The 22,771-nt window shown below is 64.9% G+C and carries 24 protein-coding genes; 16 read left to right on the top strand and 8 right to left on the bottom strand.

All coding sequences use genetic code 11. The annotated features are described in order from the left end of the window. The first annotated feature begins 166 nt into the window (after positions 1 to 166). The 6 genes from WDB71_RS14875 (at position 167) to WDB71_RS14850 (ending at position 3,675) form a co-directional block, all read left to right on the top strand. Complete coding sequence (locus tag WDB71_RS14875; protein ID WP_341502384.1) at positions 167 to 1,063, top strand: SGNH/GDSL hydrolase family protein; 897 nt, start codon at positions 167 to 169, stop codon at positions 1,061 to 1,063. 86 nt (positions 1,064 to 1,149) lie between these two features. Beyond that, positions 1,150 to 1,665, top strand: a complete 516-nt coding sequence (locus WDB71_RS14870) for a hypothetical protein (protein WP_341502383.1) — start codon at positions 1,150 to 1,152, stop codon at positions 1,663 to 1,665. Then, positions 1,649 to 2,761, top strand: a complete 1,113-nt coding sequence (locus tag WDB71_RS14865; RefSeq protein WP_341502382.1) for a hypothetical protein — start codon at positions 1,649 to 1,651, stop codon at positions 2,759 to 2,761. The genes WDB71_RS14870 and WDB71_RS14865 overlap by 17 nt, the downstream gene beginning before the upstream one ends. A gap of 30 nt (positions 2,762 to 2,791) precedes the next feature. Beyond that, positions 2,792 to 3,100: a hypothetical protein gene (locus WDB71_RS14860; protein ID WP_341502381.1), complete on the top strand. Its 309-nt coding sequence runs from the start codon at positions 2,792 to 2,794 to the stop codon at positions 3,098 to 3,100. 49 nt (positions 3,101 to 3,149) lie between these two features. Then, entirely contained in the window at positions 3,150 to 3,278 is a 129-nt protein-coding gene (locus WDB71_RS14855; protein WP_341502380.1) for a hypothetical protein, read from the top strand. Positions 3,279 to 3,336: 58 nt separating this feature from the next. Then, the gene (locus WDB71_RS14850) at positions 3,337 to 3,675 is read left to right on the top strand and encodes a hypothetical protein (protein ID WP_341502379.1); all 339 of its coding nucleotides are present in this window, start codon (positions 3,337 to 3,339) and stop codon (positions 3,673 to 3,675) included. A 1-nt stretch (position 3,676) separates the two neighbouring features. Here the strand turns inward: WDB71_RS14850 and WDB71_RS14845 are convergent, their stop codons facing one another. The 4 genes from WDB71_RS14845 to WDB71_RS14830 all read right to left on the bottom strand — a co-directional run bounded on the left by WDB71_RS14845 (position 3,677) and on the right by WDB71_RS14830 (position 8,866). Beyond that, positions 3,677 to 5,431, bottom strand: coding sequence for a DUF885 domain-containing protein (locus WDB71_RS14845; protein ID WP_341502378.1), 1,755 nt, complete (start codon positions 5,429 to 5,431; stop codon positions 3,677 to 3,679). Between the two features lie 127 nt (positions 5,432 to 5,558). Further along, on the bottom strand, positions 5,559 to 6,176 hold the full coding sequence (locus WDB71_RS14840) for a TetR family transcriptional regulator (RefSeq protein WP_341502377.1): 618 nt from the start codon (positions 6,174 to 6,176) through the stop codon (positions 5,559 to 5,561). Positions 6,177 to 6,293: 117 nt separating this feature from the next. Beyond that, positions 6,294 to 7,856: a DHA2 family efflux MFS transporter permease subunit gene (locus WDB71_RS14835; protein WP_341502376.1), complete on the bottom strand. Its 1,563-nt coding sequence runs from the start codon at positions 7,854 to 7,856 to the stop codon at positions 6,294 to 6,296. Next, positions 7,856 to 8,866: an HlyD family secretion protein gene (locus WDB71_RS14830; protein WP_341502375.1), complete on the bottom strand. Its 1,011-nt coding sequence runs from the start codon at positions 8,864 to 8,866 to the stop codon at positions 7,856 to 7,858. The genes WDB71_RS14835 and WDB71_RS14830 overlap by 1 nt, the downstream gene beginning before the upstream one ends. 119 nt (positions 8,867 to 8,985) lie before the next feature. Here WDB71_RS14830 and WDB71_RS14825 point away from each other — a divergent pair, with 119 nt between their 5' ends. Both WDB71_RS14825 and WDB71_RS14820 read left to right on the top strand, forming a co-directional pair. Further along, a complete protein-coding gene (locus tag WDB71_RS14825) occupies positions 8,986 to 9,975 on the top strand; it encodes a LysR family transcriptional regulator (protein ID WP_341502374.1) in 990 nt (329 codons plus the stop codon). A 104-nt stretch (positions 9,976 to 10,079) separates the two neighbouring features. Continuing rightward, the gene (locus WDB71_RS14820) at positions 10,080 to 12,182 is read left to right on the top strand and encodes a hypothetical protein (protein ID WP_341502373.1); all 2,103 of its coding nucleotides are present in this window, start codon (positions 10,080 to 10,082) and stop codon (positions 12,180 to 12,182) included. Positions 12,183 to 12,230: 48 nt separating this feature from the next. On the opposite strand, the gene WDB71_RS14815 is transcribed toward WDB71_RS14820, so the two are convergent. Further along, entirely contained in the window at positions 12,231 to 14,456 is a 2,226-nt protein-coding gene (locus WDB71_RS14815) for a DUF6351 family protein (protein ID WP_341502372.1), read from the bottom strand. A gap of 352 nt (positions 14,457 to 14,808) precedes the next feature. On the opposite strand from WDB71_RS14815, the gene WDB71_RS14810 reads away from it, so the two are divergent. Beyond that, on the top strand, positions 14,809 to 15,174 hold the full coding sequence (locus tag WDB71_RS14810; protein WP_341502371.1) for a hypothetical protein: 366 nt from the start codon (positions 14,809 to 14,811) through the stop codon (positions 15,172 to 15,174). A 69-nt stretch (positions 15,175 to 15,243) separates the two neighbouring features. On the opposite strand, the gene WDB71_RS14805 is transcribed toward WDB71_RS14810, so the two are convergent. Next, the gene (locus tag WDB71_RS14805; protein ID WP_341502370.1) at positions 15,244 to 15,477 is read right to left on the bottom strand and encodes a hypothetical protein; all 234 of its coding nucleotides are present in this window, start codon (positions 15,475 to 15,477) and stop codon (positions 15,244 to 15,246) included. A gap of 118 nt (positions 15,478 to 15,595) precedes the next feature. On the opposite strand from WDB71_RS14805, the gene WDB71_RS14800 reads away from it, so the two are divergent. From WDB71_RS14800 to WDB71_RS14770, 7 genes are all read left to right on the top strand, one after another. Beyond that, positions 15,596 to 16,627 carry a diguanylate cyclase gene (locus tag WDB71_RS14800; RefSeq protein ID WP_341502369.1) on the top strand — a complete coding sequence of 344 codons (1,032 nt, stop codon included), beginning with the start codon at positions 15,596 to 15,598 and terminating at the stop codon, positions 16,625 to 16,627. Between the two features lie 257 nt (positions 16,628 to 16,884). Continuing rightward, positions 16,885 to 19,209 (top strand): TonB-dependent receptor, encoded by a 2,325-nt coding sequence (locus tag WDB71_RS14795; protein WP_341502368.1) that lies wholly within the window; start codon positions 16,885 to 16,887, stop codon positions 19,207 to 19,209. Between the two features lie 91 nt (positions 19,210 to 19,300). After that, positions 19,301 to 19,714 carry an HIT domain-containing protein gene (locus WDB71_RS14790; RefSeq protein WP_341502367.1) on the top strand — a complete coding sequence of 138 codons (414 nt, stop codon included), beginning with the start codon at positions 19,301 to 19,303 and terminating at the stop codon, positions 19,712 to 19,714. Between the two features lie 36 nt (positions 19,715 to 19,750). Next, positions 19,751 to 19,999: a GlsB/YeaQ/YmgE family stress response membrane protein gene (locus tag WDB71_RS14785; RefSeq protein WP_341502366.1), complete on the top strand. Its 249-nt coding sequence runs from the start codon at positions 19,751 to 19,753 to the stop codon at positions 19,997 to 19,999. 412 nt (positions 20,000 to 20,411) lie between these two features. Then, on the top strand, positions 20,412 to 20,606 hold the full coding sequence (locus WDB71_RS14780) for a hypothetical protein (RefSeq protein WP_341502365.1): 195 nt from the start codon (positions 20,412 to 20,414) through the stop codon (positions 20,604 to 20,606). Positions 20,607 to 20,647: 41 nt separating this feature from the next. Next, the gene (locus tag WDB71_RS14775) at positions 20,648 to 21,211 is read left to right on the top strand and encodes a YjaG family protein (RefSeq protein WP_341502364.1); all 564 of its coding nucleotides are present in this window, start codon (positions 20,648 to 20,650) and stop codon (positions 21,209 to 21,211) included. 76 nt (positions 21,212 to 21,287) lie between these two features. After that, positions 21,288 to 21,881 (top strand): YhgN family NAAT transporter, encoded by a 594-nt coding sequence (locus WDB71_RS14770; protein ID WP_341502363.1) that lies wholly within the window; start codon positions 21,288 to 21,290, stop codon positions 21,879 to 21,881. Between the two features lie 24 nt (positions 21,882 to 21,905). On the opposite strand, the gene WDB71_RS14765 is transcribed toward WDB71_RS14770, so the two are convergent. Then, positions 21,906 to 22,172: a DUF1145 domain-containing protein gene (locus WDB71_RS14765; protein WP_341502362.1), complete on the bottom strand. Its 267-nt coding sequence runs from the start codon at positions 22,170 to 22,172 to the stop codon at positions 21,906 to 21,908. After that, positions 22,169 to 22,768 carry a 16S rRNA (guanine(966)-N(2))-methyltransferase RsmD gene (gene rsmD, locus WDB71_RS14760; RefSeq protein WP_341502361.1) on the bottom strand — a complete coding sequence of 200 codons (600 nt, stop codon included), beginning with the start codon at positions 22,766 to 22,768 and terminating at the stop codon, positions 22,169 to 22,171. Before rsmD ends, WDB71_RS14765 begins: the two co-directional genes overlap by 4 nt. Between the last annotated feature and the right edge of the window lie 3 nt (positions 22,769 to 22,771).

Here is a 22,771-nt window from a genome sequence, read left to right as displayed (position 1 = left end):
GTCAATGTCCCTTAACGTGTCCTATCTTGCTGCAACTTTGTGACGACTGTTCTATTCTTGTCGGACCTCGCACATCCGAGGTCCGGCCCATGCAGCCTGAGCCGGTAAGCAGAGCCCACAGGCAATAAGTGGGCCGCCTAAGAACAAATCAAATAGGGGACATCCCATGATCAGCAAGAAAACGACACTTGCGGTACTCGCCTGTGCCGTCGTCAGTGCCAGCGCTCTGGCCCTGGAGGACGGCCAGCGTGCGCCCAAACGCCAATACGCCATAGGCGATTCCATCACCCGGGCCTTCGATGCCCGCATGCCCGGCGACAACCAGAGCCTGAGCTGGTCCGCCGGCTACCATGGCTGGTGGCAATGGATGACCTTCACCCCGGACATCCGCTCCCACAACCAGCGCATCGACGCCAACTTCGGTGACAGCGGTCGCAGCAACACCCTGGCCGCCATCACCGGCTCCCAGGTGGATTCCATCCTCGACCAGGCCCAGGGCATGGACGGCGCCGCCGTCGATTATGTCACCCTGCTGTCCGGCGCCAATGACGTCTGCGTATCCAGCCCGGCGGAGCTGATCCCGGTGGATGAGTTCAAGAACCGTTATTACCGGGGCCTGTCCGCCATCGCCAACAAGATCAACGACGGCGGCACCGTTGCCGTGGCGGCCATTCCCGATATTCACGGCTTCTACCAGGTGGGCCTGCAGGCCACGGCCCTGGGCATCGTCAGCTGCCCCAGCCTGTGGAACAACATCATCTATCCCATCTGCGAGGCCATGACCGACAACGACCTGAGCGAGGCCGAGCGCGCCTACGTGGCGGACATGAACTACCGCTACAACCAGGCCATAGGCGAGGTGGTGGATCAGGTGAAGGCGGAAATGGCCGCCAACGGCAAGACCGTCTTCATCGACTACACCAGGGTGCTGGAGGAGCGCATCGACGAGATGCGGGTGGCGGACCTGTCCACCCTTGACTGCTTCCATCCGTCCGCGGATGGCCAGGCCAAGATCGCCCAATACACCTGGAATGACGGCCCCTTCGCCGCCTACAGCAACTGAGGAAGGGGGAGCCTGGCTCCCCCTTGTTGCCTATGTGGAAGCATGTTTCGATCTTCTTGCTGGGCCTGTGTCTGGGCGCGGCATTGATGTACTGGCTAGGCCCGCAGCAGGCCAAGCTGGTGACCCGAACCCGGGTGGTCAGCCTGGCCCCCCAGGCCTCGCCGGCGGCCGTGACCGCCGTCCAGAAGGTGAATGTGCCGGCCGAACCCCTGGCCGAGCAGGCTCCCGGCACCAGCCTTAAAGACAGCCTGTCATCCCTGCTCAGCCCCGAGCAGGCCACCGATGGCCAGCTGGTGGAGCGGGCGGCGGTGAAGGCCGCCATGGCGGCGCTCTTTGCCAAACACCTCGACAAGCGTCTCAAGGAAGAGGAGCTGGAGGCCCTCACCCAGGCCCTGGACGGCCTGGCCAGCGCCAACAGGCGCATGAACGAACTGGGCACCCCGGACGACAACGATCTCAACCACTGGCGGGAACGCCAGGCCGCCCAGACCCAGGTACTGATGGCCGACAGCCGCTTCCGGCAGGTGGCCGGCATCAGCCTCAGCGACTTCATTGCCCTGGCCGACCAGGATGCGGGGGAGATCCATGATCTGGGCCGCTAGGCTGCTGCTTTGCCTGCTGCCGCTCCATGCCCTGGCCTGGCCCCTGGTGCAGGTGGATGGCGAAATCCTGGACAGCGCCACCCTGGATGCCGCCATGCCCGACAAGGTCGGGGCCATCCGCGGCGATATCGCCCGCCACCTGAAGGAGGCCTGCCTGGCGCTGGCCGGCCGGGGCGCCAGGGCCCAGGGCAAGGACTTCCAGCAGGGCCTGCTTGCCTGGCGCCAGGGCCAGCAGGCCCTGGCCGGGGTAGAGCTGCTGGCCGCGGGCGAGCAGCTGGACCGGCCGTTGCCGGCCGAACAGCTCTTATGCCGGCTCGGCGAGCAGGGCTTCACTGCCGGTCGGGTCGAGGCGACGCGGGCCCTGCCCCTGTACCGGCTCAGGGGCGAGCTGCAGCTGGCCCGCCAGGCCAGATTCGACGACTGGCTGCAGGCCAAACTTGTGACCCGCCTGGCCAAGCGCCAGGGGGTCAGCACGGCCCAGTGGCAGGCCGGTTTCGACAAGCCGGTGTCCGACGCCGAGGTGAATGCCTACCTTGCCGCCCATCCGGACAAGCAGCTCAGCAAGCAGCAGGTGCGCAGTTTCCTGGCCTTTACCCGCGGCTATGAGGCCAAGGCCAGGCAGCTTGCCCGGGAGAAGGCCAAGGTGAAGGTCCGCTGGCTGAACCAGATGCCCCAGCCGCCCCGCATCGAATTGCCCGAGCGCTGGCGCCAGGGCGCCGAGCTGGTGGTGTTCAGCAACCTCAGCTGCCAGAGCTGCCGGGCGCTGATCGCCGAGATAGCGCAACAGGCGCCGGCGGCGCTGGACTGGCGCCTCCATCAATACCTGCCCGGGCCGGATCCCGTCGGCCGGGCCCTGGCCGGCCGGGTGCTGTGCGCCGCCGACCCCGTCGCCGAGCGCCGGCACTGGCTGGCCAGGCCAAGGCCCCAGACGCCGCCCCCCTTCGCCTGCCCGCAACTGGATCAGGCGCTGCTGGCCAGCTGGCAGCAGGTGCGCGAGCTGGGCCTGGATCGGCCGCCGGTGATCTGGGTCAAGGGCCAGGTGCTGAGCGGCTACCAGCCCTGGGAGAACATCCAGGCGCTGCTGGAGGCGCCATAATGGAAGCAAAACCCCCTGGAGGCCACCGCCATGCGTCCCGCCCTGTTGCTGCTGTCCCTGCTGCTTTCCCCCATGCTGCTGGCCCATGACAGGGCCAGTGCCGAGGACATGCTGAGCCGCCTCAAGCCCGTGCCCAGCTCATTGGAGAAGCTGGACTGGCGGCCAGGCGATCCCCAGCCGCCCCGCTACAGGCTCAAGGCCTGCGAGGGCGCCGTCTGCTGCGAGTACGAGCGCATCGAAAGCGGCGCCAGCTGCAACCTGTTCAAGCTGCTGTGCCGGGCCGCCGGCGGCAAGGCCAGCGGCGATGGTGAAAAGGCCAGGTGCGAGGATTGGCACTGACCCCATGCTGACCTAAAGTGGATTGCCAATCAGTCGGTTAGATATTGCCATGCTGCACATTACCAACAGCGATATGGCCGTCTGGCTGGTACAGGGCGGCGAGGTGCTTATGCTCACCGTCTTGGGCCGGCTGTGGGGCTGGGATCCGGACGCCGGGCGGCTGTCGCCCTTGCCTTGAGGGCGGGCTTTCGGAGAAACTAGGCAGATACATCTGCATAACATAAGTTTCTGCCCAATTGTCCAGCGCCAGCCCCCTCGTCTGCCCCCATTGCGGTGCCCATATCCCCATGGGCGAGTGCCTCTGTCATGGCTGCCAGGCCAGCATCCGCTACCGTCAGGGCCTGATGCACAGGCCCTGGAGCCTGGCGTTGCTGTTCCTGCTGGTCTGGCAGGCGCTGCGCGCCCTGCTGGCCCTGGGCCTGCCCTCCCTGACCCTGCCTTCGCTGCTGGCGGCCCCGGACTGGCCGGCCCTGGTGCTGAGCCTGCTGCTGGGCGCCGGGCTCAGCTGGGGCCTTGGCTCTGCCATAAAAAAACGGACCCCGGTCGAGGTCCGTTTCCATCGCCGCCTGGCCTGACTTAGCCGCCCCTGGCTTTGGCGATATAGGCCGCCACCTGCCACTCCAGCACCTTCAGCGGTACCGAGCCGTTGGCCAGCACGGCGTCGTGGAAGGCGCGAATGTCGAAGTCATCGTCCAGGGCCTGCTCCGCCTGCCGACGCAGCCGCTTGATGGTCAGCTCACCCACCTTGTAGGACAGCGCCTGGCCGGGCCAGGAGATGTAGCGGTCGGTCTCGGTGCGGACATTGTGCAGTGACAGGGCGGTGTTGCTGGCCATGTAGTCCTGGGCCTGCTGGCGGCTCCAGCCCAGCCAGTGCATGCCGGTGTCCACCACCAGGCGGCAGGCCCGCCACATCTCGTAGGTCAGGCGGCCGAAACGCTCATAGGGGGTCTTGTAGTAGCCGGCCTCCTCGCCCAGGTATTCCGCATACAGTCCCCAGCCTTCGCCGAAGGCGCTGATGTAGCTGTGGCGGCGGAAGTCCGGCAGGGCCTGCTGTTCCCGGGTCAGGGAGATCTGCAGGTGGTGGCCGGGTACCGCCTCGTGCAGGGTCAGTGACGGCAGCACGTAAAGCGGGCGCTTATCCAGGGCATAGGTGTTGACCCAGTAATAGCCCGGCTGATCGTCGCGGCTGGGACCGGAATACCGGCCCGTTGTGTAGTTGGGGGCGATGGCCGCCGGTACCGGCGCCACACCGTAGGGGGTGCGGGGCAGCAGCCCGAAATAGCGCGGCAGCAGGGCGTCCGCCTCCTTGGCCAGCCAGGCGGCCTTCTCCAGCAGCTGCTGCGGGGTCTTGGCGTAGAACCGGGGATCGGTGCGCAGGAAATGGGTGAAGTCCTTGAAGCTGCCATCGAAGCCCAGTTCGGCAATGATGGCTTCCATCTCGGTGCGGATCCGCGCCACCTCCTTCAGGCCCAGCTGGTGCACCTGCTCAGGGGTCATGTCCAGGGTGGTGAAGTGGCGGACCCGGTTGGCGTACCAGTCACGGCCCTTCGGCACCTGGCTCAGGCCGATGCTGGTGCGGGCGCCGGGAAGGTATTCCCGTTCGGCGAAATCCAGCAGTCGCTTAAAGGCCGGCAGCACCTGGTCCCGGACCAGGGTCCTGGCCTGCCGGCGGCGAGGGTCGGCCTCCGGCAGCTGGTCGAAGGGAGCCAGGAAGTCGTCTTCCTTCATGTAGGCGCGGATGGTGTCGGGCAGGCCCTGGAGCACTACCTTGGGTTGGGTGATGCCCTGGGCCAGGCCCTGGCGCAGCCAGTGGATCTGCTGATCCATATGGCGGCCGACTCCGGCCAGGGCGGTCAGGTAATGGTCGAAGTCACTGTCCTGCTGGAAGCGGAACTGATCCTTGAGCCCGCCCAGGCCGGCATAGAAGCCCCATTCGGAATTGAGCGGCATCAGCTGGGCCTGGAAGCGGTAGCTGTCCAGGCGATCCCTGAGCTGGTAGTGGAGCAGGGCCAGGTTGATGCGTTGTTGCTCGTCCAGCCCCCGCTCGTCGATGGCCTTCAGGCGGTCGTAGAGCCTTTGCCATTGGGCGTTTTCCGCCGCCAGGGCCTGGGGGGACAGATCCTTGAGCTGGCCTGGCTGGCGCTTGGGATGATCCGGGCCCGCCACCAGGGCGTCGAGCTGGCGGGCAAGCTGGCCGTATTCGTTGATCAGGCCGTCCATGTCCTGGGCCGGCTGGCTGAGGGCGGCATCCTGCCTGGCGGGTTGCGACAGCTGGGCACAGCCGCCAAGCAGGGCGGCGGCCAGGGTCAAGGAGAGGGCGATGCGGATCATTGGGCGTTTCCTGGGCTTTTTGGCCAGTGTGCTGCCTGGCGGCGGCGAAGAAAAGGCCCTTACGACCACGGGCGCTTCTGGGGCGGTAAAGTTCAGCCCCTGGGCTCAGCCAACAAGGCCGGGGTGGTCATTCTTCCTGGCCGCGCAGGCCTTGCCAGAGGGCCCTGAGGCTGGCCCTGGCGGTGCTGGCGAAGTCGGGCACCAGCACCGCCCTGTCGTCGGCCGCCAGCCGGTCCAGCACGGCCGGCGGGTGGGCGGCCTGCCACAGTCCCAGCAGCAGGGCGTAGGAGGCCTGCAGCAGCTGCGCCCCCTGGCGCCGCTCCAGGCCAAGGCGGTCGGCCGCCTGGCCCAGGGCGCCGGCCAGCTGGCCCTTGAAGGTCAGGATCGCCGCTTCATCTTCACCCTGTTCCAGCACCGACTGGGTAAGCAGGGCCAGGCGGCAGAAGGCGGGGCGCTGCTCGGCATAGCCCACCAGCTCGTCGATCAATTCCTCCAGGCCGGCTTGCCGTGCCAGGGCATTGTCCAGGGTGGTCAGCCAGCCCAGCAGGTAATACTCCAGCAGCGCCAGGAAGATGGCTTCCTTGCTGGCGAAGTAGAGGTAGACGGTACCCTTGGCCAGGCCGGCGGCCCTGGCGATTTCGGCGGCGGTGGGCAGACGCTGCTGTTCGCTGAGCAGCTGGCGGGCCGTGGCCAGGATCTGGCTGCGGCGCTGGGCCTTGTCTTGGTCGGTTCTGGCGCGGCGCATGGCATCTCGACGGGAAGATTTCCGGCAGTATGGCCGCCGCCCTCCTTGGGGTAAAGGGGATGGGGCGTTGATCGTGCCATTACTGACCAGGAGTCATCTATAAGTGACCCTTGGTCATCAAGCCGCCTGTGCCAGCTCTTCCCTGGGTTCGGCCTGGGGCTTCTCGGCCTCTTCTGCCCGGTTCGGCCGTATGGCCAGCACCGCCACCGCGGCCAGGAACAGGGCCCCACCCAGGGCCAGGAAGGCGTCGTTGTAGGCCATGACGCTGGCCTGGCGCTCCAGCTCCTGGGCCAGCAGGCCCAGGGCCTGATCGGCGCCGCCGCCCTGGGGGCTCAGCAGCTGGCCGCTGTGGTCGAGGTACTGGAGCAGGTTCTGGCTGCCGGCGACCAGGCTCTCCTTGAGCTGCCACAGATAATGGCGGCCCCGTTCGTCCAGCAGGGTGGCCAGCACGGCGATGCCCACGGCGCCGCCCAGGTTGCGCATGACGTTGAGCAGGGTGGAGGCGGACGGGGCCTCTTCCCTGCTCAGGCCCTGGGTGGCAATGATGGACAGCGGCACCATCATGAATGGCTGGCCCAGGGCCCGCACCAGCAGGGCCGGCAGCAGCAGGGCGCCGTCGTAGAGCACGCTCATGTGGGTGTTCATCAGCATGCTGACGGCGATGGTGGCAAAGCCGAAGGCCACCAGGTAGCGGGGATCGATCTTCTTGACCAGTCTGGGGATCAGCGGGAACAGCGGCAGCTGGGGTATGCCCACCCACATCAGCACCAGGCCGATCTGCAGGGCGTTGTAGTCGTGCACCGAGGCCAGGTACAGGGGCACCACGTAGACGGAGCCGAACAGGCCGGCCCCCAGGGCGAAGTAGGCGATGCAGGCCAGGGTGAAGTTGAAGCCCTGGAACAGGCGCAGGTTCACCAGGGGATGTTCGGTGCTGAACTGGCGGCGCACGAACAGCGCCAGGCTGACGGCGGCCACCAGGCTCAGCCAGACGATATGGTCGGAGGCGAACCAGTCGTCCCTGGCGCCTTCCTCCAGCACCACCTCCAGGCTGCCCAGGCCCAGGGCCATGGTGATCATGCCGAACAAGTCCAGGCGCTTGAGCTGGTCGTCGTCCCTGTCCTGTTTGTCCAGGCCGGCGGCCAGCAGCCAGATCACCAGCAGGCCCGGCAGCACGTTGAGGTAGAAGATGTAGTGCCAGCTGAACACCTCGGTCAGCCAGCCGCCCAGGGAAGGGCCTATGGAGGGAGCGAAGGTGGCGGTGACGCCGAACAGGGCCATGCCGATGGGCTGCCTGTCCTTGGGCAGCAGGGTGACGATCAGGGTGAAGGCCATGGGGATCAGGGCGCCGCCGGTGAAGCCCTGCAGGGCCCGGAACACGATCATCGACTCCAGGTTCCAGGACCAGGAGCAGGCCAGGGAGGCCAGGATGAAACCGGCGGTGTTCCAGATCAGGTAGCGCCTGGGCGACAACCATTTGGCGAAGAAGCCGGTCAGGGGAATGGCGATCATCTCCGCCACCAGGTAGGCGGTGGCGATCCAGGAGGATTCCTCCAGGGTGGCGCCCAGGCTGCCCTGGATCTCCTTGAGGGAGGCGTTGGTGATCTGGATATCCAGTATGGCCATGAAGGCACCCAGCAGGGCGCCCTGGATGGCCAGCCAGTGGCGGGGGATGCCGGCCATCATTGAGCCCCGGTGTGGATGGTGGCGATGACCGACATGCCGGGCTTGAGGACGCTCAGATCCTGGCCGTCTTCAAAGGCCAGCCGTACCGGCAGCCGCTGCACCACCTTGGTGAAGTTGCCGGTGGCATTCTGGGGCGGCAGCAGGGCGAACTCCGAGCCGGTGGCGCCGGCCAGGTCGGTGACCTTGGCCGCGAAGCTGTGGCCGGGCAGGGCATCGGCGCGGATCTCCACGGTCTGGCCGGGCGCCATGGCCGCCACCTGGGTTTCCTTGAAGTTGGCGTCCACCCACAGCTGCTCCGCCACCAGGCTCATCAGCCGCTGGCCCGGGGCAACGGCTTGCCCCAGCTGCACCTGGCGGCTGGCCAGGGTGCCGTCGCGGCTGGCATGGATACGGGTATAGCCCAGGTTCAGCTGGGCCTGCTCCAGGCCGGCCCGGGCCTGGGCCACCGCCGCCTGCAGGCGGGGCGCCTCGTCGTCAAGTACCGCCAGCTCGGCCTGCTGGGCGCCCAGGTTGGCCTGGGCCTGATGGTAGCGGGCCTGGGCGGCGGAATAGGCCAGCTCGGCAGCGTCCAGATCATCCTTGGCCACGTACTGCTTGCCGGCCAGGTTGGTGAGCCGGCTGAGCTGCTGGCCACTGCGCTGGCGCTCGGCATCGGCGGCGGCCAGGGCCGCCTCGGCCACCTTGAGCTGGGCCTGCTTGGCCTGGCGGCGGCTGGCCAGGTGGGCCAGCTCGGCCTCGGCGCCGGCCAGTTTGGCCTTGGCCTGGGCCAGGGCCAGCTTCTGGTCGCCGTCATCCAGTACCAGCAGCAGATCACCGGCCCGGACCTGCTGGTGATCCTGGACGGCAATGGCCACCACCTGACCCTGGATGCGGCTCATTACCGGCAGTATGTCGGCCCGGACGTAGGCGTTGTCGGTGCTTTCCAGGTTTCGGTGCAGCCACCAGTAGCCGGCGCCGCCGGCACCAAGGGCCAGAAAAAGGGAAAGCAGTATGATGCGACGCGCCATGGTGACCTCGAGTTGGGAAACAATACGGCGAAGATCCTAGCTCTGTTCCATAAATTTAATTAGTATGCCAATTCGATACGGACTGTTCCGCAGTTGAAACTGTTTGTCTGGAGGTGAGGATGTCACTGGATCTCAATGAAATTCAGGTGTTTACCAAGGTCGTCGAGGTGGGCAGCTTTACCGCTGCCGCCCAGCGCCTGGGCATGACCAAGGCCACCGTCAGCCGCAAGATCGCCGACCTGGAGAGCCGCCTCGGGGTCCGCCTGCTCAACCGCACCACCAGGCAGCTGCATCTGACCGAAACCGGCGAGGCCTTCTTCGAGCGTTGCCGGCGCATCATGGCCGACCTGGACGATGCCCAGGCCCTGGTCACCACCCGCTCCGAGCAGGTGCGCGGCAAGCTCAAGGTGGCCATGCCCATCGAACTGGGCCAGCTGGTGCTGGGCCGGGTGTTGGGCCACTTCATGCAGGAGCACCCGGACGTGGAGCTGGACTGCGAGCTGACCAATCGCCATATCGACATGCTCCAGGAAGGGGTGGACGTGCAGATCCAGATCGGCCTGGGAGAGGACTCCTCCCTGATCGCCCGCCGCCTGTGCGGCTCAGAGAAGGTGCTGGTGGCGTCGCCGAATTACCTGGAAGACAGGCCGCCCATCGAACACCCGGATGATCTGCGCCAGCACGAGTGCCTGCAGCTGATCCGACCCGGCCGGGAAAGCAGCAACGAGGGCCTGACCTTTCAAAAGGGTAACGAGCAGGTGCTGGTCACCCCCAGGGGCCGGTTGCGCTGCAATAACGTCACCTTTGCCCGCGAGGCGCTGCTTAGCGGCCTAGGGGTGGGTTACCTGCCGATGTTCCTGGCTTTGCCCATGATCAACGAGGGCCGCCTGGTGCGGGTGCTGCCGGACTGGCAGATGCCCCAGGTGGACATCTATGCCCTCTACCACAGCCGCCAGTACATGCCGAAGCTGCTGCGCACCTTCCTGGACGAACTCAGCGAGACCCTGAGCAAGCTGGAGCAGCTGAAGACCTCCTGCATGTTCGACCGGGATCACCTGCTGGAACACCTGATCACCGGCAAGCAGCAGGCCGTTGCCAAGGCCAGCTGAACAGGGCCCTGCGGGGCCTTTTTTTGTTGCCGCCCGGTCACCTGAACGACAGCCGGGGCTGTGGTAAGCTCGGGCCCGACACTCCACCTTGAAGGAACAGAATAATGAAAATGTCCCGTCTGGCCGGCGCCGTGATGGCGGCCCTGGCCCTGGCCGCCTGTAGCCCCGAACCCGAAGCGCCCAAGCAGCAACAGCCCCAGCAACAGCAGGCCGAACCCAAGGCCGCCGAGCAGATCGAGCAGAAGGACGATTTCCAGTGGGAAGCGGACCGCTTCGCCGACATCCGGGTGCTGCGCTACCAGGTGCCCGGCTTCGAGGAACTGGAGCCGGCCAAGAAGGAGCTGCTCTACTACCTCTACGAGGCCGCCCTGGCCGGTCGCGACATCATGTGGGACCAGAACTACCGCCACAACCTGCGCATCCGCCACACCCTGGAGGCCATAGTCCGCCACTTCGACGGCAAGCCCCAGGGCGAGAGCTGGGACGCCTTCATGACCTATGTGAAGCGGGTCTGGTTCTCCAATGGCATCCACCACCATTATGCCAACACCAAGATCCTGCCCGGCTTCGACCAGGACTACTTCGCCTCCCTGGTCAGGGCGGTGCCGGCCGAGCAGCTGCCCCTGGACGGTGTCGAGGGCGTGGATGGCCTGCTGGCCCTGCTGGGCCCGGTGATGTTCGACCCCAAGGTGGACGCCAAGAAGGTGGTCCAGCAGCCGGGCGTGGACAAGGTCCAGGCCTCAGCCATCAACTTCTACGGTGAAGACGTCACCGAGCAGGAGGTGGTGGACTTCTACGCCGCCAAGGTCGACGCCGATCCCAAGCGGCCGGCTTCCTGGGGCCTGAACTCCAAGCTGGTCAAGGAAGACGGCAAGCTGGTGGAGAAGGTCTGGAAGGTCGGTGGCATGTACGGCGCCGCCATAGAGCGCATCGTGTTCTGGCTGGAAAAGGCCGCCGCCGTGGCCGAGACCCCCAAGCAGCAAAAGGCCCTGGAGCTGCTGATCAAGTACTACAAGAGCGGCGATCTCAAGGACTTCGACGCCTACTCCATCGCCTGGGTTGAAGACGTCGAGTCCGACATCGACGTGGTCAACGGCTTCATCGAGGTCTACAACGATCCCATGGCCCTGCGCGGCTCCTTCGAGTCCATCGTCAACGTCAAGGATCCAGAAGGCACCAAGCGCATCAAGACCATTGCCGACAACGCCCAGTGGTTCGAAGACAACTCGCCGATCATGGACGAGCACAAGAAGGCCAAGGTGGCCGGCATCACCGGCAAGGCCATCAACGTGGTGGTGGAGTCCGGCGACGCCTCCCCCAGCACCCCCATCGGCATCAACCTGCCCAACGCCAACTGGATCCGCGCCGAGCACGGCTCCAAGTCGGTGAACCTGTCCAACATCGTTGCCGCCTACGACAACGCCAAGGGCGGCACCCTGGAGGAGTTCGCCTACTCCGAGGCCGAGATCAAGCGGGCCAAGGAATTCGCCGCCTATGCCGACCACCTGCACACCGACATGCACGAGGTGATCGGCCACGCCTCCGGCAAGATCAACGAAGGCGTCGGCACCCCGGCCGAGACCCTCAAGCAGTACGCCTCCACCCTGGAGGAAGGCCGCGCCGACCTGGTGGCCCTGGTCTATCTCCATGACCAGAAGCTGGTGGACTTGGGCCTGATGCCGAGCCTGGAGGTGGGCAAGGCCGCCTATGACGACTACATCCGCAACGGCCTGATGGTGCAGCTGACCCGCATCGAGCCCGGCCACGACATCGAAGAGGCCCACATGCGCAACCGCGCCCTGGTGGCGCGCTGGGCCATGGAAAAAGGCGCCGCCGACAAGGTCATCGAGAAGAAGGTGAAGGACGGCAAGAGCTACTTCGTGGTCAACGACTACGACAAGCTGCATGGCCTGTTCAAGCAGCTGCTGCGGGAGCTGCAGCGCATCAAGTCCGAAGGCGACTTCGAGGCCGGCAAGGCCCTGGTGGAAAACTACGGCGTCAAGGTCGACCCCGAACTGCACGCCGAGGTGCTCAAGCGTTACCAGGCCCTGGATCTGGCTCCCTACGCCGGCTTCGTCAACCCCGAGCTGACCCCGGTGATGGATGGCGACCAGCTGGTGGACGTGACCATCAGCTACCCGACTTCCTTCCAGGCGCAGATGCTGGGCTACGGCGACAAGTACAGCGCCCTGCCCGTGGTCAACTAAGGCTGGGAAAGGAAGGAAAAGGCGCCCGATGGGCGCCTTTTTTGTCTCTCAGGGCGGGGCCAGGCCCATGGCCTGCCAGCTCGGCCTGGCCAGATCGCCCCGGCCGTAGTCGCAGACCCCGTCCGGGAACACCTTCTTGAGCAGCTTGCGGTAAGGGGCCATGTCCACCTGGCCGTAGAAGCCCCTGGCGATGGCATCGTCCACGTCGGTGAGGACACACTTGAACAGATCGCCGGCCAGGGGCGCGCCGGCCCTGTCCCGTGGCGAGCGATAGGCTGGAAAACGCTTGAGGCAGCTCCCCTGCTGGGCCTGGCCATTCCAGGCGCCGTTCCAGACGGTGGCGCCTTGGGCGATCAGCCGGCCGCCCTTGTCCCAACAGGCGTCCTGGGCGCCCTCTGGCCTGTTGCCGCTGCGCAGCCACTGATCCAGCAGCGCCAGGGCCTTGGGGACGGGATCGAAGGGCTTTTCCGCCACCCAGATCAGTTGGTGGTCACTGCTGCCCAGGGTGCGCTGCAGCCGGGTCCTGGTCGACAGGCTGGCGAAGGAATGGTGCATGTCCAGTTCGTCGTCCAGGTAGTGGCGGATGTCGATGATGGGCACCCTGACCCGGCCCAGGAAGACCTGGCCGCCGTGGTAGGCCGCCTGCATGGCCGGCAAGTGACCCCGGTTGCGTGGCGCCACCCTGATGCTGGTGGCGTCGGTATCCAGGAAGGCCTTCAGGGGCTGGGGGCCGCCCGGCACCTTCTGCATGTTGTGGTCGCTCCACAGCGACAGCCGGGTCAGGTCGTCGTCGCCGGACAGCAGCCAGAGCCTTTCCCGCGCCATGTCTCCCGGGGCCTTCCAGCCACCGACATGGGCATTGAGGTGCAGGAACTCGGCCGGGGTCAGCTTGCCCTCACGCAGCGCCGCCAGGCCGTACTGTACGCCCACGTTGTCGTAGGTTCGGTAGGCGTAACCCTGCTGGTCGACGCCGTAGATATGGCCCAGATCGTGCCAGTAGCTGAAGCGCTGGGCCCGGGCCAGCTCGGGCGTGAACAGATAGGCCTTGTGGAAATAGGTGGGGTTGTTGGTCAGGGGCGTGAGTCCCCGCCAGCTGGCGGCGCATTCGGTACTGCCGGGGGGCAGCCGGCTGGGCTTGAGGCTGAGCCACTGGGACCAGTCATCGTAGCGGCGGAACCTGTGGTCGATCCGGCTGGAGGCGGCCATGCCTTCCACCAGGGTGCGCTGCTCCTGCCGCTGCCAGCGTGGGTTGTCGCTGACCATGTCGAAATAGTATTCCAACAGCTCGCAGTCCAGGGCCCAGATGGACTGGGTGATCATGTCCGGGTAGGAGTAGAGGGGCAGCAGGGCGTCCAGCAGATCTGGGGCTATCTCGGCCAGCAGGTATTGCTGGACCGCGCCCCCTGAGCCGCCTATGCCCACCGTGTAATCGGGCTGGCCGTAGCGGGCCACGAACTGGGCCTTGACCAGGCTGGCGATGCGGGCGGCCCGCCACAGGTCGTAATGGGTGCTGGTGATATTGCCGCTGGAGCCTATCACGGCGTAGCCCTGGGCCAGCTGGGCCAGGCGGCGCTTGCCCAGATCGCCCATGCGCAGCTTGCCCTGGCGCTTGCCGATGCCGACCCCGCCCTTGAACTGATAGATGAGACGGCGATTCCAATAACGGGCGTCCGCCAGGGGCGCCTTGGGATCGGCCAGCATGGCGATGCCATAGATGTAGCGGTTGAGGGTGCCCCGCTCCAGCCGCACCACGAAGGGGACGTCGTCCAGCATGGTCATGTCATTTGGCCAGGTGGCGGGCAGGGGCAGCAGGTTGTCCTGGCCCTGGGGCTTGTAGAAATAGTCGACCCGGGTCGCCATCAGGCAGTCCTTGCTGTGGCCCAGCAGCCTGTCGTCTGGCCCATGCACAGGGGTGCCTGTGCCCTCTTGGTTGTCCACCACGGGCTGGCCCATGCCAGAGGCGAGGCCGCCGCAGGCAAAGGGGTAGTTGAGCAGTTCGGGATCCATGGGACCAACCTCGCCGGGCTGGACGGGGAGCCGTGGAGAAATACTGTGCAGGGGCCGGGTAGCCGGATGCGGCCCCTGGTACGGGGCCCTGGGTTTCAGCGGATCGTAGTCGGGGGGCAGGCTTTGAACCAGATAGGCCGGCGGTTCGGGGAGCAGCCCTTCGCCCAGCTCGTTGATGGCCCAGCGGCTGGCGGGGAGCGCCGCCAGGGCGAGCAGGCTGAGGCTGCCAAGCCAGGGCCACCAGTAGCCCTTGCCTCTATTCGCCATGACCGGCCTCCTTGTTGCTCTTGTTATAGGATCAAGGTTAGCCAAGGGGCGCTTGGCGCCGGGATGCCGAACCCGGCTGCGTGATCCGGATCTCGAAACAGAAATTTCACATTTGAATGTGCCCGGGTTCCGCTACCGGTACTCACCCAAAAGTATGAATTTTGCCCTGCTTAAGCCGCTTTAAAATCAAGCAGTTGGAGAGGGAGGCCTTGAGCTTTTCGGTGACTTGGCAAATTCAATGTGAGCATTCGCCAACCTGCCAAGTCAGGTCCTGCCTTGGCAGCCGGAGCCGTTCATGCCAAATTAAGGAACACTGAATTGGCAAGGCGGGGGCACGGCAATGAAGAAAGCGATGAGCTGCACTTTGGTGGCCCTTGGCCTTACCGGCTTCTGCCAGGCTCAGGAGCTGGAGTTCATACCCCAGGCCCCAACCACCATTGCGCTCTGGCAGGGCGATCTCCCGGGTACCGAACAGGACGAACCTTTGCTGGCGAGCAAGCCGAAACTGAGCCTGACCCTGAGTTCCCGCCAGGACCCCTTCCTTCGCGACCTGGGCGTGAGCTACCGCCTTTCCGAAAGGGCCCGTTTGACCCTGGGAGGCCGTGTCGAAGATGGCCTGACCCTCCAGGCCATGCCCATGGAAACCCATCTTCCTCGGGAGCTGCAGAAGCAAAGCTTCAAGGGCTTTGTGTACGCCAGCTTCGAGTTCCGCTTTTAAAGACTTGAGTCGTTACTTCCCTGGACTCAAATTTGGCCAGGCCTTCGGGCTGGCCTTTTGTTATGGGCCCTAGCGCTCCAGTCCCTGCAGATAGTGCCGTAGCTCCCCCTCGGAAGGCTGGCGACGAAAGGCCAGCTTGCCGTCGACCAGCACATTGGGAGAATGCCTGACCTTGTGGGCCCGGACCAGCTCGGGATGCTCCTCGATATAGAGGATCTCGTAGGACAGCCCCAGATCGGCCATTTCCTTCTTCAGGTTGGGTAGCGAAAAATCGTTTTTGGTGACAAGCAGTTGGATTTGCATCTGAAACCTCCCCTTCTTCTTTAAGTGTAGTCCCGGCCATGGTCGATTTTGGCCAGCGCAGCCGGCCCAGCTTTTCTTACACTTGAATGATGAGGGTGGCACATGGCGAGATGTGAGGATGACCGCAGCAAAACACAGGGAACATGCAAGACGAAGCTATCTGGTGCGCCTGCTGGCGTTGGGCCTGGTTTTCGTCTGCGCAGCCGTGCCTTTTTATCAACAGCAGGTGCCACTCTGGGCCTGGGGGGGATTGGCATGCCAGGCCTTCCTCTGGCCCCACCTCGCCTTCCTGCGGACAAAACGCCAGGGCCCTAGGGCTGAGGACCAGCACCTGCTGGTCGATGCCGCCGCGGTTGGATGCTGGCTGCCGCTGATGGGCTTCAATCTGGTGCCCAGCGCGGCGCTGCTCACCAGCCTGCTTTCGGTCACGCTGGCCCTGGCCGGAGCCAGGCTGTTGCTGCCCATGCTGATGAGCCTGGTGCTGGGTTTCTCGCTGGGCACCCTGCTGGGCTTTGAGGCCCTGTCACTCCAGTCCAATCTGCCGGTGGTGCTGGCCAGCCTGCCGTTGCTGGTGGGGCTGCCGCTGTTCCTGGCGATACTGACCTTCAAGCAGGACCAGCAACTGGCACGGCAGCACTTGGACGCGGGCGATCTGAGCAGGGCCGGCGCTGGCGCCGGTTTCCAGAGCAAGGGGCAATGGCAGGAGCAGGTGGCCCAGACCTTTGAACAGTGCCGAAGTGGTGGCCTGTCGGCCTGCCTGGTGATGCTGGATATCGACGTCTTCCGGCACGTCAGCGACGCCCATGGCCATCCCCTTGGGGAGCTGGTGCTCCAGAAGCTGGCCAGGCTGCTGAAGCTGCATCTCAGGCCCCGGGATCTGGTCGGGCGCTACAGTGCCGAAGAACTGGGGATCCTGCTTCCGGATACCGGCCAGGAGTCTGCGGCGTTGATCACCGAGCGATTGCGGCGGGAGCTGGAGCTGGGCAGCCCGGACGGCAAAACCATCACCTGCCTGGGGGCGGCCAGCTACAGTGATGAACTGGACTCCTCCCAGGACTGGATCGCCCAGGCCAGGCAGCGGCTGGCCCTGGCGCGGCACCAGCAGCGTCGCAAGGCCTCGCCCCAGAACAAACCGGCCTCCAAGCCCTGAACCCACCCATAGGCGTTTCCCCCGTCCGCCCGGGCAGCAAAGCCTTTTGCAATCCGGCTTGTTAATGAGATGTTTGATTTTGACGAGTTGGAGCAAAAAAGAGGGGAAAGCTAATGCACAAGCATTGTTCGCCTGTTGCCATTGCCGTAGCAGCCTCCATGGGGCTGTTGATGGTACCGGCTCAGGCCGCTGAAAATGAAAAAAATGTTAACGGTGAAGAGGTGGAGCGCATCTCTGTCGTGGGATCACGTTTTTCCATGCGTACCGCCACCGAAACGCCGGCGCCCGTCGACCTTATCTCCGTGGATGATTTGCTCAAGACCGGGGCCACGGAGCTGGGCAAGGCGCTGCAGAGCCTGGCGCCCAGCTTCAATTTCTCCTCCACCACCGTCTCAGACGGTACCGACATCATCCGTCCGGCAACCCTGCGGGGCCTGGGGCCGGATCAGGTGCTGGTGCTGGTGAACGGCAAGCGTCGCCACCAGCAGGCCCTGGTCAATGTCCAGGAAACCATCGGCAAGGGCAGTGCCGGTTACGACATCAATGCCATTCCCATGAGCGCGGTGGCGCGCATCGAGATCCTGCGTGACGGTGCCGCCGCCCAGTATGGCTCCGACGCCATATCCGGGGTGATCAACGTCGTGCTCAAGGAAAGCACCGACCGGACCGAGCTGGGCCTGGAGCTGGGCCAGACCTACGAAGGGGATGGCGAAACCCTGGTAACCTCCATCAACCACGGCATCGACTTGGCCGGCAAGGGTTTCTTGAACCTGACCGCCGAATTCCGGGACAGGGGCAACACCAACAGGGCGGCACCGGCGACCCTGGAATCGACGGGAGGCGAGCTGATCGGCAAGTGGTGGGACGAAAACGACCAGCCGGTGGCCCGGCTCAAGATAGGGGATGCCGACAGCCAGAACAAATACCTCTGGGCCAACCTGGCCTACAGTGTCAGCGATGACACCGAGCTGTATGCGTTCGCCGGCCTGAGCCAGCGGGAGGGGGAAAGTTTCGGCTTCTACCGCGGTGTCGGGCACCCCAGGGTGATCCCCGAACTCTACCCCGGGGGCTTCCTGCCCAGGCTGCTGACGGAGGTGGACGACAGCTCCATTGCCGCGGGCCTCAAGGGCACCCTGTTCTATGACTGGACCTGGGACGCCTCGGTGGTCCATGGCCGGTCCGAGTTTCGCTTCTTCTCCGAAGACTCCGCCAACGTATCCTGGTATTACGAGCCACACCCGGACGGCGGCATCTTCGCTGAAACGCCGACCTCCGCCTTCGACGGCGAGCTGATCTTCGAGCAGACCACCTTCAACCTGGACTTCACCGGCGCCGTGGAGCTGGGAGACGACCTGCTGATGCTGGCCTTTGGCCTGGAAGCCCGCCGTGACGGCTACGAGATCAACAAGGGCGATCTCTGGTCCTACGCCTATGGCCGCAACGATGATTTCAGCATCGATATCGTCAATACCGACGTGGGTGGCGCCGCCGATCCCGGCATCCAGGGCTTCCCCGGCTTCAAGCCGTCCACCGAGGTCGACGAGACCCGTGACAATGTCGGGGTCTACCTGGATAGCCAGTACAACCTCACGCCGGAGTGGCTGCTGGCGGGCGCGTTGCGCTACGAAGATTACGATATCGCCGGCGACAACCTGTCCTATAAGCTGTCCACCCGCTATGAAATCAGTGACAAGGTGGCCGTGCGTGGCACCCTGTCCACCGGCTTTAGGGCCCCCGGCGTGCAGCAGATCTACTTCAGCCAGAACATCACCAACCTGGTCAACGGCAGCCTGATTGATACCGGCACCGTGGCCAACAACTCGGATATGGCCCGCCAGTTCGGCATCGACGAACTGAAGGAAGAAACCTCCAACGATATCTCGCTGGGCATGGTGGCCAGCCCCATGGAAGGGCTGAATATCACAGTGGATGCCTACCGCATCGAGATCGACGATCGCATCGTGTTGTCCGAAGCCATAGACGGTGGCAGTGCCACCATAGAACAGCTGCTGGCCGACAACAGGCTGGGGGCGGCCCAGTTCTTCACCAACGCCATCGACACCACCACCACGGGGCTGGACTTCGTGGCCGATTACAGCGATGAGATGAGCAATGGCGACCTGTGGGGCGTCAACCTGGCCCTGAGCCTGGTGGAAACCGAGGTCGATCGGATCCATTCCACCTCCAGCCTGATCCCGGCCGAGCAGCTGTACTCGCCGACCCAGCGGCTGCGGATCGAGGAAGGCCAGCCCGGGGAGACCGCCACCCTCAGTGGCCGTTACAACCACGATGCCTGGGACTTCAACCTGGCCTTCAACTACTTCGGCGAGGTGTCCGGCTCAGCCTTCGGCAGCAAGAAGACCTGGGGTGGCAAGTGGTTGACGGACTTGTCCATCAGGTACAACTTCAGCGACCAGCTGGCGCTGACGGTGGGGGCCAACAACCTCTTCGACGAGATGCCAGACGAATGGGGAGCAGAAGGGGCGCCCTTCTCCGAGGCCGGTTTCAAATACGGTTGGGAGACCCTGCCCTTCGGCATCAATGGCGGCTATTACTATGGCCGCCTGAAATGGACTTTCTGAACGAGACAGGCCCCGCTTCGGCGGGGTCTTTTGTTTCGGGCCCAAGGCGGCGCTAGTATGTGTTCATCAAGGCCTAAATCGTGAATTGCCCATGTTCAAGCTCCATGCCCAACTTGCCGCCGACTGCATCCTGGTTGGCGATCTGCCGCTATGCCGGCTGCTGATGATGAACGACGCCAACTACCCCTGGTTTATCCTGGTGCCGCGGCGGGACGGCATCCGTGAGATCTACCAGCTGTCGGAGCCCGACCAGCAGCAGTTCCTCAAGGAATCCAGCGCCCTGTCCAAGGCCCTGATGGTGGCCTTCGACGGCCAGAAACTGAACGTGGCGGCCCTGGGCAACATGGTGCCCCAGCTCCATGTCCACCATGTGGTGCGGCACAGTCATGATCCGGCCTGGCCCAAGCCCATCTGGGGCATGGTGCCGGCCCAGCCGCTGGCCGAGGCGGAAATCCAGGCTAGGTTACACTTGGTAAGAGACAGCCTGACCCTGTTAAACCCCTAGCCGGGCAAAGGCCCGGTGCCAGTTGGAGGAACTACCATGGGAATCGTCAGCTGGATACTGCTTGGCCTGGTGGCCGGCGTGCTGGCCAAGTGGATCATGCCGGGCAAGGATGGCGGCGGCCTGATCATGACCATCATCCTGGGTATCGCCGGCGCCTTTGTGGGCGGCTGGCTGGGCACCCTGGTGGGCTTTGGCTCCGTCACCGGCCTCAACCTGGGCAGCATCATCACCGCCATAGTGGGTGCCCTGGTGCTGCTGGCGGTCTACAGGGCCATCCAGAAGTAGCGGCCCTAGGGGGCGCCTGCCGCCGGAGCAGCTCAATGGTGTGAAACCGCGCGGCTCGCCCCAGGCACCGGGATAGGCTCGTCCTGTTGCGCTGCCGGACCGGCGGCGATGGCCTTCGGCCAATGGGCCAGATCCGCGTCAGCCGTGTTGCCCAACCCCTTGGCCTCCCCCCTTCACCAGGCAGCCGCCAAGCAGCATCCTTTCCACCAGCTTGCTCCGCCAATAGCCAGTGCCTTCTGTCGCAGAGCGGCTACTGATGGCCCTGTCGTACGGGCTGCCAGCAAGCGCGCCTTGATCTGGGTCAGGCCCCGGAAAGACAGCCTTGAAGGACGGTTGGAACTTGCGCTGGAGCAACTTTTCTGCCGGCCTGCGGCGTTATGCTGCGGCCAGTTTGGATTGGGGAGACAATGTCATGCACCAATGGAAGAACCACCTGGCCCTGGACTACTACGAGTCGCTGGTGATGCTGAGCCTGAGCTTTGCCCTGTGGATGGTCACCCTGACCCCGGGTTGGCCGCTGACGTGGCTGCAGGCGCCCGTTGTCGCCGTGACCCTGGTTTCCGCTGCCTGGTTCGGGTGGCGGCACCTGTGGCGCAGGGAACGCTGAGACGGCTAGAATGGGTGGCGTCTTTATAAGGAATGCCACCCATGGAAAAAGCCATCCACGCCTTGTCCCACCGCGGCCAGCGCGCCTTTGCCGCCGCCCTGGCGGCCCGCATGTTGCCCAACTTTCAGCTCTTCGCCGAAGTGGTGGAGCTGGACAATGCCGCCCAGCTCAAGGCCAGCCTGGACACCGCCTGGGAGAAACTGCTGGATCCCAAGGCCCGCATCGGTTTTGAAAAGCAACTGGAAAAGGTCGCCGAGCTGGAGCCGGATCCGGCCGCCTACGACATGTACGGCGTCTATCCCGCTCTCAATGCGGTGCTGGCGGTGCAGGCGGTACTGTCCGGCATGATGGACAAGGACGAAAACCCGGCCCTGGACGTGAGCCGGCTGTCCCGCGGCACAGTGCAGGACTATCTCAACGCCCTGGCCGGGGCAGAGCTGGCCGACGAGGCCCTGGACGAAGAGCCGCTGTGGCAGGCGGAAAGGGATTTTCAGGAAACGCTGCTGGCGTTGCTGGAGGGGGAGCCGGGCAAGGAGGAGGTTCGCCAGGCCCGGCAGCTGGGCCGCAACGAGGACATTTCCAATATCGGCATCAGCCTGAGCTGAGGCCCTCTTGAAGGGCTGGCTCCGGCCCTTCCCTGTTATACTGCCAGCCACCTGGACTGCCATAGAGCCTGGACTTATGGATTTCTTCGCCGCCGCCGTCACCCTGTTCCTGATCATGGATCCCCTGGGCAACATGCCCGTGTTCATCTCCATCCTCAAGCACCTGCCCGCCAAGCGCCGCCGCATCATCCTGATCCGCGAGCTGTTTCTGGCCCTGGCCATCATGCTGCTGTTCCTGTTCGGTGGTGAGACGGTGCTCAACTTCCTGGGGCTGCGCCAGGAGTCGGTGTCCATCGCCGGCGGCATCATATTGTTCCTGATCGCCATCAAGATGATCTTCCCCACCCCGGGCGGCGTCACCGGCCTGGCCGTGGGCGAGGAGCCCTTCCTGGTACCCATGGCCATACCGCTGATGGCGGGCCCCTCCATACTGGCGGCGCTGATCCTGCTGTCCAACCAGGTGCCGGATCAGCTGGGCATGCTCACCGTTGCCCTGGTGGGTGCCTGGGCCGTCAACGCGGTGATCCTGATGTTCTCGGAAGTGCTGATGAAGGTAATGGGGGAACGCGGCCTCACCGCCATGGAGCGGTTGATGGGCATGATCCTGGTGATGATCGCGGTGCAGATGTTCCTGGACGGCATTGGTCGCTATCTGGAGCAGGGCGTATAGCGGGAGGGGCCTAGGCCCCTTTTTTCATGCTTGCTGTCTGGCTGCCAGCGCCTGCTTGTGGCGGGCGGCGGCCAGGGCGCCGAACAGGAAGATGTCCAGCTTGCCCCGCCAGCCCAGCTTGAGCATGGAACCGAAGATCAGCGCCTGGGCCAGGTGCATGATCAAGGTCACCCCCAGCACCAGGTACAGCAGCTTGTCCAGCGGGTGGGCCAGGGGCGCGAACAGGTTGTAGAGGCAGACGGCCCACAGCAGGGCCAGGGCGATACGGACGACGATGGCGAACAACTTCATGCTTGGCTCTCTCTTTGGTAGAGGCGGGCCAGGACCTGGCCGGCCTTGATTTCCCGGTGCAGGCGCCAGCCGGCCGGCACCTGGGCCGGCGACTCGCTTTCGGTCTCCAGGTAGATCCAGGCGCCCTCCGCCAGCCAGCCTCTTTCTGCCAGCAGCCGCAGGCAGTCCTCGGCCAGGCCCTTGCGAAAGGGCGGATCGACAAAGACCAGATCCATGGGGGTCGCTGCCTGGCCGGCCAGGTACTGCAGCACGTCCGCCTGGACCACCACGCCTTTATTACTGCCCAGCCTGGCCAGGTTGTCCTCAAGCTGGCGAGCGGCGTTCTTGTCCAGTTCCACCAGGATCACCTGTTCGGCGTGGCGTGACAGGGCCTCGAAGCCCAGGGCGCCGGCACCGGCGAAGCAGTCCAGCACCCTGGCCTCTGGGATCTCCCCCTGCAGCCAGTTGAACAGGGTTTCCTTGACCCTGTCCGTGGTGGGCCTGAGACCGGCCAGATCCCTCACCGGCAACTTACGGCCCCGGTACTGGCCGGCGATGATGCGCACCTGGCCGTCCTGGTTGCTCGGGTTTCTGTTGCTGCGGCGGGGCCTTGGCATGGC

It is taken from the genome of Gallaecimonas sp. GXIMD4217, assembly GCF_038087665.1.
GTDB lineage: Bacteria > Pseudomonadota > Gammaproteobacteria > Enterobacterales > Gallaecimonadaceae > Gallaecimonas.
This window is presented reverse-complemented; position numbering and strand designations above follow the sequence as displayed.

Coding starts and splice junctions, on each gene's coding strand:
- WDB71_RS14875 (WP_341502384.1), top strand. CDS start 167: ATGATCAGCAAGAAAACGACACTTGCGGTACTCGCCTGTGCCGTCGTC.
- WDB71_RS14870 (WP_341502383.1), top strand. CDS start 1,150: ATGTACTGGCTAGGCCCGCAGCAGGCCAAGCTGGTGACCCGAACCCGG.
- WDB71_RS14865 (WP_341502382.1), top strand. CDS start 1,649: ATGATCTGGGCCGCTAGGCTGCTGCTTTGCCTGCTGCCGCTCCATGCC.
- WDB71_RS14860 (WP_341502381.1), top strand. CDS start 2,792: ATGCGTCCCGCCCTGTTGCTGCTGTCCCTGCTGCTTTCCCCCATGCTG.
- WDB71_RS14855 (WP_341502380.1), top strand. CDS start 3,150: ATGCTGCACATTACCAACAGCGATATGGCCGTCTGGCTGGTACAGGGC.
- WDB71_RS14845 (WP_341502378.1), bottom strand. CDS start 5,431: ATGATCCGCATCGCCCTCTCCTTGACCCTGGCCGCCGCCCTGCTTGGC.
- WDB71_RS14840 (WP_341502377.1), bottom strand. CDS start 6,176: ATGCGCCGCGCCAGAACCGACCAAGACAAGGCCCAGCGCCGCAGCCAG.
- WDB71_RS14835 (WP_341502376.1), bottom strand. CDS start 7,856: ATGGCCGGCATCCCCCGCCACTGGCTGGCCATCCAGGGCGCCCTGCTG.
- WDB71_RS14830 (WP_341502375.1), bottom strand. CDS start 8,866: ATGGCGCGTCGCATCATACTGCTTTCCCTTTTTCTGGCCCTTGGTGCC.
- WDB71_RS14825 (WP_341502374.1), top strand. CDS start 8,986: ATGTCACTGGATCTCAATGAAATTCAGGTGTTTACCAAGGTCGTCGAG.
- WDB71_RS14820 (WP_341502373.1), top strand. CDS start 10,080: ATGAAAATGTCCCGTCTGGCCGGCGCCGTGATGGCGGCCCTGGCCCTG.
- WDB71_RS14815 (WP_341502372.1), bottom strand. CDS start 14,456: ATGGCGAATAGAGGCAAGGGCTACTGGTGGCCCTGGCTTGGCAGCCTC.
- WDB71_RS14810 (WP_341502371.1), top strand. CDS start 14,809: ATGAGCTGCACTTTGGTGGCCCTTGGCCTTACCGGCTTCTGCCAGGCT.
- WDB71_RS14805 (WP_341502370.1), bottom strand. CDS start 15,477: ATGCAAATCCAACTGCTTGTCACCAAAAACGATTTTTCGCTACCCAAC.
- WDB71_RS14800 (WP_341502369.1), top strand. CDS start 15,596: ATGACCGCAGCAAAACACAGGGAACATGCAAGACGAAGCTATCTGGTG.
- WDB71_RS14795 (WP_341502368.1), top strand. CDS start 16,885: ATGCGTACCGCCACCGAAACGCCGGCGCCCGTCGACCTTATCTCCGTG.
- WDB71_RS14790 (WP_341502367.1), top strand. CDS start 19,301: ATGTTCAAGCTCCATGCCCAACTTGCCGCCGACTGCATCCTGGTTGGC.
- WDB71_RS14785 (WP_341502366.1), top strand. CDS start 19,751: ATGGGAATCGTCAGCTGGATACTGCTTGGCCTGGTGGCCGGCGTGCTG.
- WDB71_RS14780 (WP_341502365.1), top strand. CDS start 20,412: ATGCACCAATGGAAGAACCACCTGGCCCTGGACTACTACGAGTCGCTG.
- WDB71_RS14775 (WP_341502364.1), top strand. CDS start 20,648: ATGGAAAAAGCCATCCACGCCTTGTCCCACCGCGGCCAGCGCGCCTTT.
- WDB71_RS14770 (WP_341502363.1), top strand. CDS start 21,288: ATGGATTTCTTCGCCGCCGCCGTCACCCTGTTCCTGATCATGGATCCC.
- WDB71_RS14765 (WP_341502362.1), bottom strand. CDS start 22,172: ATGAAGTTGTTCGCCATCGTCGTCCGTATCGCCCTGGCCCTGCTGTGG.
- rsmD (WP_341502361.1), bottom strand. CDS start 22,768: ATGCCAAGGCCCCGCCGCAGCAACAGAAACCCGAGCAACCAGGACGGC.